This is a genomic window from Acinetobacter sp. YH12120, from assembly GCF_013418795.1.
In the GTDB taxonomy this organism is placed as follows: domain Bacteria; phylum Pseudomonadota; class Gammaproteobacteria; order Pseudomonadales; family Moraxellaceae; genus Acinetobacter; species Acinetobacter towneri.
In genome coordinates this window covers 86,592-101,476 of sequence record NZ_VPBI01000004.1, presented here as the reverse complement: position 1 = coordinate 101,476, position 14,885 = coordinate 86,592, and the positions used below count along the sequence as shown (strand labels likewise).

The window sequence follows — 14,885 nt, the reverse complement described above, 5'->3', positions numbered from 1 at the left end:
CCACGACGTACAAGCGTCTTTTTTTGTGCCTGTTTTTGAGATTCCATCATGAATGATTTTTTCTTAGCAGATAATCGCACGTTTCAAATTGGCGAAATTGAAGTAAAGCAGATTCAGGTGAAGTCACTGGATCTATTCTGCAGACATGCTGAAACAGTCAAAGAATATTTGAAAGACAAAGATTATTCAGATGAAATTTTGATTGAGTTATTTAAGGCTCACACGGTTGAAGTAATTCAAACCTGCGTCATGACCACCAATTTAACAGCAGACCGTGTTTTTGATGTGGCAAAAGATCAGGCTTTATTTTTAGACATGCTGCGTGCTGTATTGACTGTGAATACAGCATATTTCAAGCCTGAAAAGCCTAAACGTGGCAGTAAGCCAAGTAATGAGAAAAGCACTTGGTTTGATTCGTTCCAGTATTTAATTGAGTCTGGGCATCGTCACGATGACATTTTGAATATGTCATACGGTGCGTACTTGCAGTATATAAAAGCCGCACAAAGAAGTGAGCTTAGAAAAATGCGGTCACAAGTCAATTTAATGCGCTCAGCACAACATGCTCAAAACCGTGAATTTAAAAAACTTATGGAAGATTTAAAAGTTGTTGATTGATTAACCAGTTGTTAAAATGCCTGAAAATTATATAAATTTTGAGGGTGTTTTATGAAAAAGCTTTTAGTCGCCGCAGTTCTACTGGCGTCATCATCTGTATTTGCCTTGGAATATACCAATGCTGTGCGTGGCAGTACCATGATTGTTGAAGTGGGGCATTCACAAGGTCGTATGATGGAAGCCTTAGGTAGACCAGTGTCATCATATAATCACGTAATCCATGATAGAAAAGGCTGGCCGCACAAAGCCACAACTTACACATATCGCATGAATAACGCACGCTACGAAATTACTGTTGTAGATGGAAAAGTCTATAGCATTGGTTGGGAGCGTGAATGATGAAATACGGTATATTAGCCGCGATAGCAGTCATAGCTATCGCTTTTTATTTTATGTCTGAAAGCAATAAAGCAGATGCAGAGCGTTTAAAACAGGCTGAAATTGCGCATCAGCAGAAACTTGAGCAGCAAAAAGAAGATGCTATGTTGTATGAAAAAGAGGCTGAGCTGAGACGTTTGCAGGCTGAAAAAGCCAAAGCATTGAAAGCGGAACAAGATAAACTGAATAGTCAAAACCAAGCTCAGGCTTTTGAACAGCAGCAACAAGCAAAACTTAAAGAAACTCAACTTAAAAAAGATATGCTTCAAAAGTATATGGACATTTCTAATAATTGGTCACGAGCTGATTTGATTGCAGGCTCTACAGCTAGAGTTGCTCTCGGGAATCAGGTTACTGAACTGAGAAAAATTAGAGAAAGTCTTCAGAAAGAGAAGTTTTATGACTGTTTAGATCCTGCAAAAAAAGATCTACTTGAAGCTATGGATTCAGCGATATTTAACTATGTGTATTTTATGCAAAACGATATATCGCTATGGAAGAAGCAAGCGGAAGAGAAAATTAATTATTATAATAAATTAGCTTCATCATTAGAGATATACACAGCGTGTAAACAAGCTCTTTAATAGCAGTTTTTTGAAAATCAACCCGTCACTTTGGCGGGTTTTTTAATACCTAAAATTCGAGGTCAGCATGTCAAAAAATTTAACTTTTAAACTTATTATGGATGCTGACAATAAAGGTTTTGTTAGCGGTGTAAAACAATCTGAAAGTGTTGCAAAGTCAGTATTTGAAGCAATTAAAGCCGAATCTGAAAAATTAAAACAAAGCTCCGCTGAAGCTGCAAAAGAGCTTGGAAATATCATCCCAAAAGGCACAAGTGAGTTAGCTGCAGGTTTAACTAAATCATTATCCAGCGCCACTGAAATCATTAAAAATGCAGGCGATAATGCAAAGTCTACTGCGGGCAACTTCACAGATTTTGGCAACAAATCACATAAGGCTTTAGACCTATTAAAAGCTGACTTAACAAGTGCTAAACAAAAACTGCAAGAGTTTTCCAATTCCAATGCGTCACCTGCAGACATTGAAGTTGCACAACGCCAGGTAGATCAACTTGAAAAAGAAGTTCAACAGGCTGACCAAGCATTTAACGACTTTCAGGCAGAAGTAGGTAGAGCGAATACCCAACTTAAAGAGACAGATTCTGCGGCTGCATCGGCTAAAAAAGGTTTAGATGGAGCTAAGTTTGCAGTTAATGCGCTTGTTGGTGCTATGGCTGCTTTGGGTGTTGGGCTAGGTTTGCGTGAATTAGCAGAAGCCGCTGACGCATACACTGGACTTTCTGCACGCATTCAGATTGCCACCAAAGATGGCGGTAACTTTGAATCAGCAATGGCTGGCGTGCATCAGGTTGCTTTAGCCACTAATTCAAGTCTTCAAGCGACTGGTGACTTATTCACTCGTATTGACGCAGTCGGTAAAGAAATGGGTATGACGCAGCAACAAGCGTTGGACCTAACCAAGACTGTTACACAAGCAATTCAGATTGGTGGTGGTTCAGCTCAAGCCAGTGAGGCGGCAATTACCCAGTTTATTCAAGCTATGCAAGGCGGTGTTTTGCGTGGTGAAGAATTTAACTCAATTATGGAAAACGGCTATGGCTTAGCTGAGGCATTAGCTAGAGGCTTGGGGGTCACTACAGGTGAACTCCGAAAAATGGCTGAAAATGGAGAGCTAACTTCTGAACGTGTGGCGAAAGCACTGCAAAGCCAAGCTGCACAAGTCCAATCAACTTATGACCAATTCCCAACAACCATTGGTAATGCTTTACAAAAAATTGCTACATCTTGGCAGATACTGATTGGTGAGATGGATCAGGCGCATGGTGCAAGCTCTGCTGTGGCAGAAGCATTATCCACCATTGCAGATAACTTAGGAATTTTGAAAGTATTCTTTGATGATGTGGCAGATGGCATTGGGTGGTTTAGAGATAAATTAGCTGAAATTGACCCTGCAACTATTGATGCAATACGATCAGCACTATCTGATGCCTATGATGTGGTTAAAAACCTAATCAAAAGCATGGCGGGTATAGCTGAAACAGCATGGAGTGCGTTCACTTCTACACTTGATGCCATCTCGCCGTTATTTAATGCCATGCTGAGTGGTCAGCAAAATGTTAGCGGCTTAACCACATTGTTTAATGTGTTTCGTGTAGCTTTAGGTGTGGTTTCAGATGCTGCAACTGGTTTAAATATTGGGCTTAAACTCTTACTGTCAGGTCTGCAGTTTCTAGCAGGCGGCCTAACCGCTTTACAGGCGAAGGTGCTTGATTTTATCGGCTTCGACACACTAGCAAAGCAAGCACAAGATGCATCCGATCGCCTATTTGCACAAGCTGAAAAAAATGCGAAAGAAGCAAATAGACTTGCTTTAGAGTCAAAGTCAGCAACGATTGCAGCACTGGAGGATATTCGTAAAACAGATGAGGAAAAAAACCAAGAGCGAATTGCTAACAGTCAAAAAACCCTTGATGAATTAAAAACTCAAGAGGAAAAGCATCGTGCTGACTATAAAGCCATTAGTGATGAGCGCATTAAACTAGAGCAGCAGCTACATGAGGCCAGAAAGTCAGGCAATCAGGCTGCAATAGATATTGCTGTTAAGGGTTTAGCTGATCTTGATGCCAAAGAAAAAGCATATCAAGCAGAAAGTAAAAAGATTACCGATGCTAAGATTGAAGCGGCTCAGGCATATATAGACTCTATGATTACGATGGATGAGCAGACATCAAAAGTAATCAGTAAGGAGAAAGAGGCATATCTCGCAGCACAGGGTCTAAAACTTGAGTTTGATGGCACAGGCAAAGCTATTGTAAAAGCAATGGATGATGGTGTTGTTGCTACAGATGCGCAAAGCAATGCTACGGAAAAAGCACGCAAAGCCGCAGCAGCACTAGGTTTGGATTTAGATGTTTCACTTAATCGCGTTTCTGAAAAATTTGGTGAAAATGAAAAACAAATCGATGCATTTGTTGCTGGCTTAAAGGGCTTGGGTGCAGAAGGGAAGCAGGCTGGTGACGTGACTTACCAAGCATGGCTTAAATGGCTCGAAACAGCCAAAAGCCAAGCTGAAATTGATATGGCCAAAGCCAAGCTTGAGCAGTTTGGTGAACAAGGCAAGCTATCAACTTCGCAGGTTGAACAAGGTTTGATTGCAGTTAAGAATCAAGCACAAGGTTTGCCAGATGATATTGATCCTGTAACGGCTGCTTTTAAGCGATTAGGGATTGAGACCAAGGAGAATCTTAAACTTTCTGCGCAACAGGCGTTAATGGATTACATCACTATCCGTGATAGTGGTCAGGCTACGGCAGAAGGCATCCAAAAGGCTTATGAAAAAGCAGCACAAGCAGCTGCTCTATCTGGTGATCAGGCAGTGATTGCATCAGCTAATGCTGCAGGTGCAGGTCGTGACCTACGCGTCGAAATTGACGAAACAGGCAAAGCCTCTGTTAAAGCAATGGATGACTTGACAGAAGCCAACCACCGTGTACGTGAATCTGCTCGCAGTATTGGTGATGGTTATCGTGAAGCAGGGAAGATTGCACGCGAAGAAGCCAATGCAGCACAAATCGCATGGAATAAGGCATCTCAGGAAGCGGCTCAGAAATGGGATGCAGAAATGAAACGTCAGTCCAAAGGTTTGAGCGCGGCTATCTCAGGCTATCAATCAATGAGTAAGAACGATGTAATTTCTCAGATTAAAAGCATGGGATACAGTGAAGATCTGGCGAAGAAATTGGCAGGGTCAATCTGGTCACAAGCCATGGCTACAGATCGTGATGCCAAATTTGCTGCATACGGCAAAGGCGGCAACTTGGCGATGAATAAACTCATCGAGCAAGAGTTTAACAATGCTGCAGCGAAAGGCTTAACGACACAGCACGGTACCAACAAGATTAATGAATTACTGCGTAATCTTGATGTGAGAAGCACGGGCAGCACGCCAAAGGTCAATGACTATGCACCTAATATTTCTGAACCAAAAATCCGCGATCTGCAGAATGACGCACCAACCAAAAACGTGCGCTTTGAGTTTGTATCAGGCGGCAAACGCTTTGAAATGCAAGGCTCGCAGGAAGATGGAGACATGATGGAAAGCATCTTGCGTGAATTTGAAATGCTGAAAAAGGCAATGTGATGAAATTAATACGCTTAGCAACATCTGAAACCGTCTCATTAGAAGACGGTTTTTTATGGTCTGATGAATTTGAATGGAAGCCTAAAGAACAAACCGTGGAGCGTGCCATTAGTGGTGCGGCCATTATTCAGGAAGGCATCAAAGTCGGTGCTCGACCTATCACTTTAACCCCCGACAGCAATCGTGGTTGGGCAAAGTTAAGTGATGTGCGCAAGCTACAGGAATGGTCGGCTTTAAGCGAGAAGTTCCGATTGCAGTTTGAATGGCCACATGACAATCGGCAATTTGATGTGATTTTTAATCATCAAGATACAGCACTTGAAGCGGTCAGCGTGTGGGGTTCACCAGCAACCAGTTCAGATGAAATGATGCGTTTAACGCTAAGATTTTGGAGCGAATAATGGCAATTGAAACAAAAGACTTGGTGCTCTATAAATCAGAGCGATTAACTGACACAGACGATGGTGGCGGTAAGTATTCAGGTCAAGTCATCATTGATGGCCAAAGTAATAACCTGTTCAATGACGTGTCTGAAATGGATCGAACCATGGGCGACGTGTCTATGCGTAAAATCTTTCCAGCGGTGATTACTGAGGATACAGATTCACTCATGGGTGCAACGGTATTCATCTCTGAAAACCCGCAAGATCCAAACGTGTCAGCATTGTTGTTCAGTACCAAAGACTGGACGGATGAACGCCGTAGTGCCCAAAACCGAGTAGAAAATTACTTGGCTAAAGGTGGGCAGATTGCAGGCACACCATTAGATACACATTGGCAAGGCATGAAGCAGTTGCAAGTGGCGATGTTCCTGCAAGAGGCTGAGTCTAGCGTTGGCGATACCATTGTACTTGTCAGCGATGAGGGCAAAGCACTTGAATTTGAGCAATATGTGCGTATCACTAAGGTTGAAACACGCATTGCGATTATGGTGGTTGATGGTAAAAACGTGGAATACAAGATTGCCACGTACACCATCAACGACCCACTTGAGCGTGATTTTGTCGGACTAACAGCACGGCAGTGGTACGGTGGCAACACACAGTCTAAAACCATCATTCGTGAATCATTGGTGGCTGACACAGGCGAATATTGTGCATCGGTAAAATTAGCATCGGATGCGCAAGTGGGTGAGTTCACTGTTAATGCGTCTAGCATGTTCACACAGTTGATTCCATCTGCACAGACTGAAACCCCGATTATTGATGTAAATGCGGCAGGCGAAAGCATTATTTTGGTGCCTGGTAATGATGGCAGCATTACTGCTAACTTTCCAACTACAGTCGGTGTGAGTCAAAACTTGTATTTAGGCTCAAGCGTGATGCCGTCAAGCATTGCGTTTACGCTGTTTGGTCAGCCTGTTAGCGATCAGGGTGGCTTGCTTAAAAACAGTCAGGGCATACAGGTCGGAACAATTGATTATCAACGTGGCTTGATTCAATGGACTTCTGCTGCGGGTGCAGGTTCAACCACATTAGAAATCACTTTTACGCCTGCTGCTGCGCCAAGACAATATTTTCAAAGCTATGCCATTCCTGTGACGCAAAACAGCCAAAGCACCAACTGGACGGGCGTATTAATTCCAATTCCTGCACCTGGTAGTTTGTCGCTTTCGTATATGTCACAAGGCAAGTTCTACGAGTTGAAAGATGATGGTTCGGGTCAGTTAAAGGGTGTTCACAGCTCCTTTGGCTCAGGCATGATTAACTATGAAACAGGTTCATTCTTGCTAACCACAGGTGCATTGCCTGATGTTGAGACGCCAATTTTGGCACACTGGGGCACACCAATTGCAACTTTCGTGCGTGCGGGTTTGCCTGTAGAGAAAGCAGGCTTTGATTTTGATCTTGGGCAAACAGGTATTGCCACAGGCATTACTGTGACTTGGGTATTAGAAGGTGAAACCAAAACAGCCTCTAGTAACTCAAAAGGCATGTTTACAGGTGATGCAGCAGGATATATCAACTACGCCACAGGCACAGGTCGAATCATTCCAAGCAAGCTTCCGCAGAAAAATACGCAATTCAATATCACGTATAACTATGGCCCACAGCTCGACCAGTCTAAGTCAGCGATACCCGATGCCAACCAACAACTGACGTTTACCATTGGTACAGGTTCAAACATTCAACCAAGTAGCGTGGTTTTAGAGATTCCAGTGACAGATCAATCAGGTCTAAATACGCTTACTGTGCATCTTAAAGACGACCCAACAGGCGGCAATATGGGTAATTTAATTAACGATGCAGGCGATATTCAAGGCACGATTGATTACAACACAGGTCAATGCATTGTGACACCAATAGCTTCATACAAGACATTTAACTATGTGTATGAGGCACGATTTACAGCAACCTATGCGTCTGCATAAAGGTGATCTAAATGGCTTTTTACTCTCCAGTGACGTCTAAAATTAATGGAACTACCCACGTATTTCGGGCGTACAACGAAACCACAATTAATGTGAAATATCGTGATGATTCAGGTGTTAATTCAAGCACCACGGTAGCTGTGGCTGATAAGTTACGGCTTGATCTATCATCGGGTTATGACGAGCAGATTTTGACAGGCTCAGCACGCTTTAGAGTTGGCGCTGATACTTTCTTAGATCGTGATGGGATTCTATATCGCAATGTAGACCCATCAAATAACAGTGGTATTGCATCGGGTTTGATTCAATACGGCACAGGAAAAGTTGAAATTGAGTCATGGACACCAAACGGTGATAACACAGTCCGTTTGGATTCACTCACTACAACAACCGACTTGCCACCGATGAACCAAGTCAGCTTTAGAACTCCTGTGATTCCAATACGCCCGCAGTCATTGACTGTGGTTGTAGCATCATTAGAGCATGGTCAATTGACACTGACCACTGACGAAAACGGGGTGATTGAAACAAGTCTTGCACACGGCAAGATCAATCACGACACGGGTTTTGTGGATATTTACTTCTACGATAAAACCGAAATTACTGAAGCCAACCGCGCTGAGATTATCGCCAAAGATTGGTACGACGCGCGCATGGAATACGAGGAAGCGGGCAAAACATACATTAACGTGCCAGTTTGGATTGATGGTTCATCGGTGCGTTATAACGCAATTGCTTATACCTATATCCCGCTTGATTCTGAAATTCTAGGTTTGTCTGCAACACGTCTGCCTCTCGATGGCCGTGTGCCGATTTTCCGAGTTGGTGACATTGGTATCGTCAGCTCAAGCAAAACACAGGAATTGCCGAGTCATATTGCAGGTCAAACCTACGATTTAAACGATCAACGCATTTCGTGGTGTGAGCTTGAGGACAGCCAAGGTGCCAAAGTTCCATTTGATATGTATGTAGTTGATTATGACTATGGCAAAGTGACGCTAAACGGTGATTTTTCACTAAATACATTGGTTGCACCGATTGTGGCCAAGTATCGTTATCAAGATATGGGCTTAATTCGTGATGTGCAGATTAGTGGACAACTGACCTTTACCAAGCCTTTAACCCATAACTACGATGCAGCAGATACGATTGTGGGCTCGGCATTGGTCATTGGTGATATGCAATCGCGCTACACACGAAAATTTGTGCAGCAAACGTGGAATAACGCATGGGCAGATGAAGCCACAGGTGCGGGTATTTCAGCCAACTATAACGATGCGCTATACCCAATTACTGTAACAAACAAAGGTGCAATTCAGGAACGCTGGGCTTTGATTTTCACGGATAACACGAATTTCCGCTGTGTTGGTGAATATTCAGGTCAGATTGGTACGGGTAGTGTGAACGCAGATTTTGCACCGATTAACCCTGTGACTGGCTTGCCATATTTCACAGTGAAGAAAGAAGGCTGGGGTGCAGGTTGGGCAAACGGTAACGTGCTGCGCTTTAATACCGTTGCTGCAAATTTCCCAGTCTGGGTGATTCGTACAGTGAAGCAATCTGAGCCAACTGTTATGTCAGATCAATTCCAAATCATGCTGCGTGGCGATATTGACCGCGTGGTTTGAAAGTTAAATCAAATATGGCCGCTTGATGCGGTCTTTTTTTTATGAGTGAATAAAAATGGCGACAGATGTAGATGTTCAATACTTTAGCCACTTAAATGGCTTAACCCTTGGCAGTAACTGGGGTGACTTGATTCGCTTGCTTGATAAAGCTTTGGTGACAGGCGTTGATTTTACTCAAATTACAGCAGCTTCAATTGATGCTCAAGGTGATGTGCATATCACACTATACGCAGCGCATAATGCCATGTTGTTTCAGGTGGTTGAGCTATCAGGTTTTACTCCCGCATCACTCAACCAGAAATACAGAATCAAAGGCGTACCAAGCGCAACCGAGCTGATTTTAAAACCACATGCTGCAATTGTTGAAACAAATATCACAACAGTTGGCGCAGGAAAACTAGCATCACTGGGTTATGAAATTATTTTTCGCGATACAAACGATGTAAAGCGTGTTTATCGTGCTAAAAATCCAACGGCACAGCATCCGTTTATTCGTGTGGATGAAAGCTTAACAAGTCCAGATGGTACAACAGGCGTATATACATCAACTTATGCAAAATATGCCATGGTTGGCTTACTTGAGCACATGGAACATATTGATGATTACGAAAATCCTGATGTGCTGCAGTTGCCTTTTGATCAGACCGACCCCTCAAAAAACTGGAAGATTGTAGGAACAGGTGCAGCTTGTGTTCGAGGATGGTCAAGATGGTATTGGGCTAGAAGCAAGGATGCCTATAACTCTTCCGCAGAAACAGAAACACCCGAAAACGGTAACCGATACTTCTCGTTAATCGGTGATAAAAATGCTTTTTATTTTTTAAACTCTTTGGTAGCAGCAGCTTACGGGTTTGACCGTAAAATGATCTATGGTTTGGGCAGATATAACGCAACAATAGAATATGCATTTCCCCATTGGTTTTTAGCTACAAGCAAGCATTCCCTACCTGCTTCAACCAGTATGGATTTCTCTGTGAAATCCATCCCTTTTGAAGGGTCTTTACCATTCACTTATGGAGACCGTTTTTCAAAATTTGCAGTGACTAAGCAGAAAGGGTTACTCTCCCTTGCAAGCAGTATTGCGGCAACGCCTATTATGATTGACTATGAAAGTGGCGCTTCAAACAAGTTCTTAGGGACGGATGTTCCTGCGCTAGAAATTCCATTTTTTGACAGTGACAATGTTTTGCGCGGCTCAGTTCCTCACTTGTATTACAGTGGGAAGTTATTAAACGACAATCAGGCAACACCCATTCTTGCAAGTGCAAGCATGTATATCGCCGATAGTGTAATGGTTGTAGATGGTGCAAAAGGGTCTTTTTACTTTTATCTAGGGGAGTTGGAATGAAACCAGTATCTCGAAAAGTAATGTCATCATCAAAATGGTTTAGTGGAGATTTGTCACAAAATTTTGGTCTTAAAAAAACAATTGCCAAAGTCCAAGGGTCGGTAAAAAAACTCGGTCAAGCCTACATTAATTCAAATGTGGTGCTATATGACAAAGCAACCTTACTTCCATTAGCAATTAGAAGGCCTGATGAAAATGGAAATTATAGTTTTTTAGGCTTAAACACAGATATAAAAACCTTTGTCGTAGCTTTTGATCAAAAACAGCAATTCAACGCCGTCATTCAAGATAACGTGGTGCCAAAATGAGTAAAACTTCAGTCAATGCTCGGCTTGCTATGATTCAAGCCTTTTCAGAATTTATGGATAACGGTAGCCAAAGCGCTACCGTTACTTTTTATGAAGGTGTGCAGCCTGCTGATACGTCAATTGCAGCAGATTCAAACAATGCTCTAGTCACTTTGGTTTTTCCTGAACCCTGCATTAAAGAAACCACGCCAACTTATGTTGAATTACATCCTACTGATACAGGCTCGGTTATTAAGACTGGTACAGCCACTTGGGCACGGATATATAACGGTGCAGGCGAAGTGGCTGCTGATCTAACCGTGGGTACTGATATCAGCTTAGCAAATACCAATTTAGTCGTGGGTGGCACGTTGTTTATCCAGTCCATCAAATTAAGACCTTAACTAAAAAGGGTGCTCATGTGGATTTTAAAAATAAGCTCGGCACCGTTGATGCGCACAACCTAAACCTAAACTTTAAGCCTGAAAATACCGACAGCCACAACATCATTCTCAATTTTGAGCACCAAGCCGATGGCTCGACTAATCTCAACTTTGGGGATGATGTATCTGCAGACATTGATACAGTTTTAGCGACTGATTTTCGTTTTGAAGTCACTGCAATTTATGCCGACAGTGGTGTAAATACTGCAGTCATAGACACGGTGCTGGATACTGCATTCAGCTTTGAAGTTGTCGCAGTCTTTAAAGACAATATTGATGTCATTGGGCAGATTGATACCGTCCTAAACACCAGTTTTAGCTTTGAGATTGTTGCTGAATTCACTGAAAACCTTTGCACGATTGATACTGCCTTAGATACCGCATTTCAATTTCAAATTGATGCTGTATTCGATATTAATCACATCGTCGGTGTGTCTTATGCATTTGATACCAGTTATCAAAAGGCAATCGCAGCTTTAAGTGTCACGGAAATACCGTGGGCAAAACCAATTTTAAGAGTCTCAAATGAGGCTCTTTTTTATGACCAAGGTTTGGTGCTCAGTCAGCAAGCTATGGCGGGGTTTGATCGTTCAAACTCACTCGCACAAGCCGTCCGTATTGAACATGAGAAAGCCACTAATCTGCAGACCGATGCGTATTTGGTATGGCAATCAGGTGACAAGCGATTCATTCACCAGAGCTATTTATTTGATGAAACGCTAAAGCTGCGTATCAATCGAGTCACAGACTGGCACGAAATGATTCGTAAGCGTCGCACGGTCACATACTCACATGAAGTGGCACACGTCTTTGAAAAGCATTTTACGTTTGAGTGGGACAAAGGCTTAGAGCTGGTCACAACAGACGATTTAGCTTGGGAGAAAGCCAAGGCGATTCATTATCGCAAGCATCCGATTCAACCATGGCCAAAGCCTGAATTGCCGCAATATGAAGGCACAGGCGATTTAAATTTCGTTTGTCTATGCAATGAAGTCGATGCGCATAACGTCATTCTCAACTTTGGGGTTGATGACTGTATTCCCGCAATTCCAAATCAAAACTGGTGGTTTATCTTGAATAGTTTATCTGTGACACGGCTTGATAATGGTGCAGAAATTTTAGTGTATGACGGCAACTATCGTACTGACCGCAGTAGCTGGGCGTGGTCGTATAGCTTAACTGTGCCACATACTGAAATTGCAAAGCTTGAGCCAATCAATGGACAGCCTGTAATTCTTAAAATTATGGTCAATGGGCATGAGCATCACATGCTACTTGAGAATCGCACACGTTCACGCAATTTCGGCAATATTACTTATACACTCACAGGTCGCAGTCAAACCGCTTTACTTGATGCGCCGTATGCACCTTTGCGTTCATTTTTACAAGAGAATGAGCGCACGTCGGTACAACTTGCTCAAGCTGAATTAGACCGTGTTTTTAGCGATACTGTGCTGAACTGGCAATTGATTGATGATCTAGGCTGGATCGTAGCAAACAACAGTTTAAGTTATTCCAACTTTGCGCCAATCGCTGCGATTAAACTGATTGCAGAAAGTGGCGGTGGCTTTGTTTATAGCGAAAAGGGCAGTAATACGCTCTCCATTAAACCGCTTTATAAAAAGACATTTTGGGATGCGCTCACAGTTGATGATTATGACCGCTTAGTGCCTGATTCACTCGTTACAAGCCAGTCCACAGACTATGAGCTTTATCCCGATTACAACGGCATCACACTTACAAACGATAGAACAGGCAAGCAAGCGCAAGTTAAACGCACAGGCACAGCAGCAGACGTGCTATTGCCACCTGAAAACAACCCTTTGTTTGATGTGGTTAGTATGGGTGCATTCGGTAAATCCAAGTTGGCCAAAGCAGGCATGATTGAAACACACACATTAACTATGCCGATTTCTGCAGAAGTGAGTGAATGTGCACCGGGTGAAGTTTTTGCATTTAATGCCCAGTGGTGGGGCATTGTTGAAAGTGTCAGCGTGTCATTCAGCCATGCAAAGGTGAACCAAACTGTCAAAGTGGAGCGTGTGAATCGTGAGTAATGCACTGCAGCGGTTGATTGATTTAATGCCAAAAGCGCCTGAATTTGTGGGGCAAATCACGCATGAGAATCATCCGAATTATAAAGTTTTGGTTGTGGATGGGTCGGGCTTGGTTATGTGTACCAGTACGACTCGCTACAACGTCGGTTCAACGGTTTTCATTTCAGATGGGGAGATTAAACGCTTGGCGGCAAGCGGTGATGTGGTACAGATTGAAGTGTGAAAATTTAAATTGAAGCAAGCGTCCGAAAGGGCGTTTTTTTATGTCTGGAGAAAAGACAATGCAAGAAAACACGTTACCGTGGGTCATTAAATTAGTTCCAGCAGTTGTGGGGGCGATCCTTGCTTTAGTGCTTAGCGGGGATATTGATAAAGACGGGAAAATCCAAGTCACGTTAGGCGTGATCGGTAAATTCTTATTCAGTGTGTCGGTCAGTTTATATGGCGGTGCGGCATTCATTGAATACTACGAATTAAGCCAGTATTCACACATGGCACAAGGCTTTGTGATGCTGATTTTTGCTGTGTTTGGATTATTGACGATTGGTATCGTTTATCAGTCTATTGCGCTGATGCAGGGTAAATCAATTGCAGAAGTCATTGCAGAAGTTAAGTCTGCGTTTATTGCAATTGTAGGGGGTGGCAAATGAAACTAATTGACGACTGGAAGCAGGCTTGGAAACTCAAGTCAGTACAAGTAGGCGCATTAAGCGCTTTTTTTTACGTCTTGATGTATGCGGCTTTTGAGCTGCTTTGGCTGTTTGGTTCTAATTTCCCGCAATTTTGGGCAGCAGTACCACAAGAAATTAAAGAGTTATTGCCACACTCTTGGGTGTTATGGCTTGGCTTTTTAAACAATGTGCTAAGTATTTTTTCGCGCTTGAAATATCAGCCTGAATTGCATGGAGACAATGATGAGCAAAAAACTAACTGAAGCACAAATTCAAGCACAAGCCTCAAAACTTGGTATCGAAGTCGCAGCATTAAAAGCCGTGATTGAAGTTGAGTGCAAAGGCTCAGGCTTTAATGTAGATGGCACGCCAGTGATTCTGTTTGAGCGGCATGTATTTCGGCAACGGCTGATTGCTAACGGTAAAGCAGCAACAGCAGAGAAAGCCATGCGAGAGCGTCCTGATCTGTGCAGCAAAACCACGGGTAACTATGGCTTATATTCAGCACAACACGGACGTTTGAATGCAGCTGCTCAATATCATCGCGATTCGGCTTTAGAGTCAGCATCTTGGGGAATCGGTCAGGTGATGGGTTATCACTGGAAAGCATTAGGCTATCCAACTTTGCAGAAATTCATTAATGCCATGTACCGTGACGAAGCATCACAGCTTGAAGCAATGTGCCGTTTCATTGTGACAAACAAGCTGATTAATGCTTTAAAGAATAAGGACTGGAAAGCATTTGCGCGTGGCTACAATGGCCCTGCGTACGCAAAGAATTCATATGATGTAAAACTTGGAAATGCGTATAAGAAAGCCCGCTAAGTGCGGGCTGTTCTTCAAATTATGCAGTAATTTCCTTTAAGCGCTCAATCATAAATTCTTCATCAAGATCAAAAGATTTAGCGAGTTTTAAGTTG

The 14,885-nt window shown here is 42.8% G+C and carries 15 protein-coding genes; all 15 read left to right on the top strand.

What is annotated here, in order from left to right; genetic code table 11:
• The first annotated feature begins 48 nt into the window (after positions 1–48).
• Positions 49–618 (top strand): hypothetical protein, encoded by a 570-nt coding sequence (locus FTU58_RS04125; protein ID WP_180062097.1) that lies wholly within the window; start codon positions 49–51, stop codon positions 616–618.
• 51 nt (positions 619–669) lie between these two features.
• Positions 670–957, top strand: a complete 288-nt coding sequence (locus tag FTU58_RS04120) for a hypothetical protein (protein ID WP_180062096.1) — start codon at positions 670–672, stop codon at positions 955–957.
• On the top strand, positions 954–1,580 hold the full coding sequence (locus tag FTU58_RS04115; protein WP_180062095.1) for a hypothetical protein: 627 nt from the start codon (positions 954–956) through the stop codon (positions 1,578–1,580). The genes FTU58_RS04120 and FTU58_RS04115 overlap by 4 nt, the downstream gene beginning before the upstream one ends.
• Before the next feature lie 67 nt (positions 1,581–1,647).
• Positions 1,648–5,160 carry a tape measure protein gene (locus FTU58_RS04110; protein ID WP_180062094.1) on the top strand — a complete coding sequence of 1,171 codons (3,513 nt, stop codon included), beginning with the start codon at positions 1,648–1,650 and terminating at the stop codon, positions 5,158–5,160.
• A complete protein-coding gene (locus FTU58_RS04105) occupies positions 5,160–5,561 on the top strand; it encodes a hypothetical protein (RefSeq protein ID WP_075315823.1) in 402 nt (133 codons plus the stop codon). The genes FTU58_RS04110 and FTU58_RS04105 overlap by 1 nt, the downstream gene beginning before the upstream one ends.
• Positions 5,561–7,531: a hypothetical protein gene (locus FTU58_RS04100; RefSeq protein WP_180062093.1), complete on the top strand. Its 1,971-nt coding sequence runs from the start codon at positions 5,561–5,563 to the stop codon at positions 7,529–7,531. Before FTU58_RS04105 ends, FTU58_RS04100 begins: the two co-directional genes overlap by 1 nt.
• A gap of 11 nt (positions 7,532–7,542) precedes the next feature.
• Complete coding sequence (locus FTU58_RS04095) at positions 7,543–9,159, top strand: hypothetical protein (protein WP_180062092.1); 1,617 nt, start codon at positions 7,543–7,545, stop codon at positions 9,157–9,159.
• Between the two features lie 55 nt (positions 9,160–9,214).
• A complete protein-coding gene (locus FTU58_RS04090; protein ID WP_180062091.1) occupies positions 9,215–10,507 on the top strand; it encodes a hypothetical protein in 1,293 nt (430 codons plus the stop codon).
• Positions 10,504–10,815, top strand: a complete 312-nt coding sequence (locus FTU58_RS04085; protein ID WP_180062090.1) for a hypothetical protein — start codon at positions 10,504–10,506, stop codon at positions 10,813–10,815. Before FTU58_RS04090 ends, FTU58_RS04085 begins: the two co-directional genes overlap by 4 nt.
• Positions 10,812–11,198: a hypothetical protein gene (locus tag FTU58_RS04080; protein WP_180062089.1), complete on the top strand. Its 387-nt coding sequence runs from the start codon at positions 10,812–10,814 to the stop codon at positions 11,196–11,198. Before FTU58_RS04085 ends, FTU58_RS04080 begins: the two co-directional genes overlap by 4 nt.
• Positions 11,199–11,215: 17 nt before the next feature.
• Positions 11,216–13,294, top strand: a complete 2,079-nt coding sequence (locus FTU58_RS04075; RefSeq protein ID WP_180062088.1) for a hypothetical protein — start codon at positions 11,216–11,218, stop codon at positions 13,292–13,294.
• Positions 13,287–13,517, top strand: coding sequence for a hypothetical protein (locus FTU58_RS04070; RefSeq protein WP_004973696.1), 231 nt, complete (start codon positions 13,287–13,289; stop codon positions 13,515–13,517). Before FTU58_RS04075 ends, FTU58_RS04070 begins: the two co-directional genes overlap by 8 nt.
• A gap of 58 nt (positions 13,518–13,575) precedes the next feature.
• Positions 13,576–13,944 carry a hypothetical protein gene (locus FTU58_RS04065; protein WP_180062087.1) on the top strand — a complete coding sequence of 123 codons (369 nt, stop codon included), beginning with the start codon at positions 13,576–13,578 and terminating at the stop codon, positions 13,942–13,944.
• Positions 13,941–14,228, top strand: a complete 288-nt coding sequence (locus tag FTU58_RS04060; RefSeq protein WP_180062086.1) for a hypothetical protein — start codon at positions 13,941–13,943, stop codon at positions 14,226–14,228. Before FTU58_RS04065 ends, FTU58_RS04060 begins: the two co-directional genes overlap by 4 nt.
• Positions 14,209–14,790: an N-acetylmuramidase family protein gene (locus FTU58_RS04055; protein WP_180062085.1), complete on the top strand. Its 582-nt coding sequence runs from the start codon at positions 14,209–14,211 to the stop codon at positions 14,788–14,790. The genes FTU58_RS04060 and FTU58_RS04055 overlap by 20 nt, the downstream gene beginning before the upstream one ends.
• Positions 14,791–14,885: the final 95 nt, after the last annotated feature.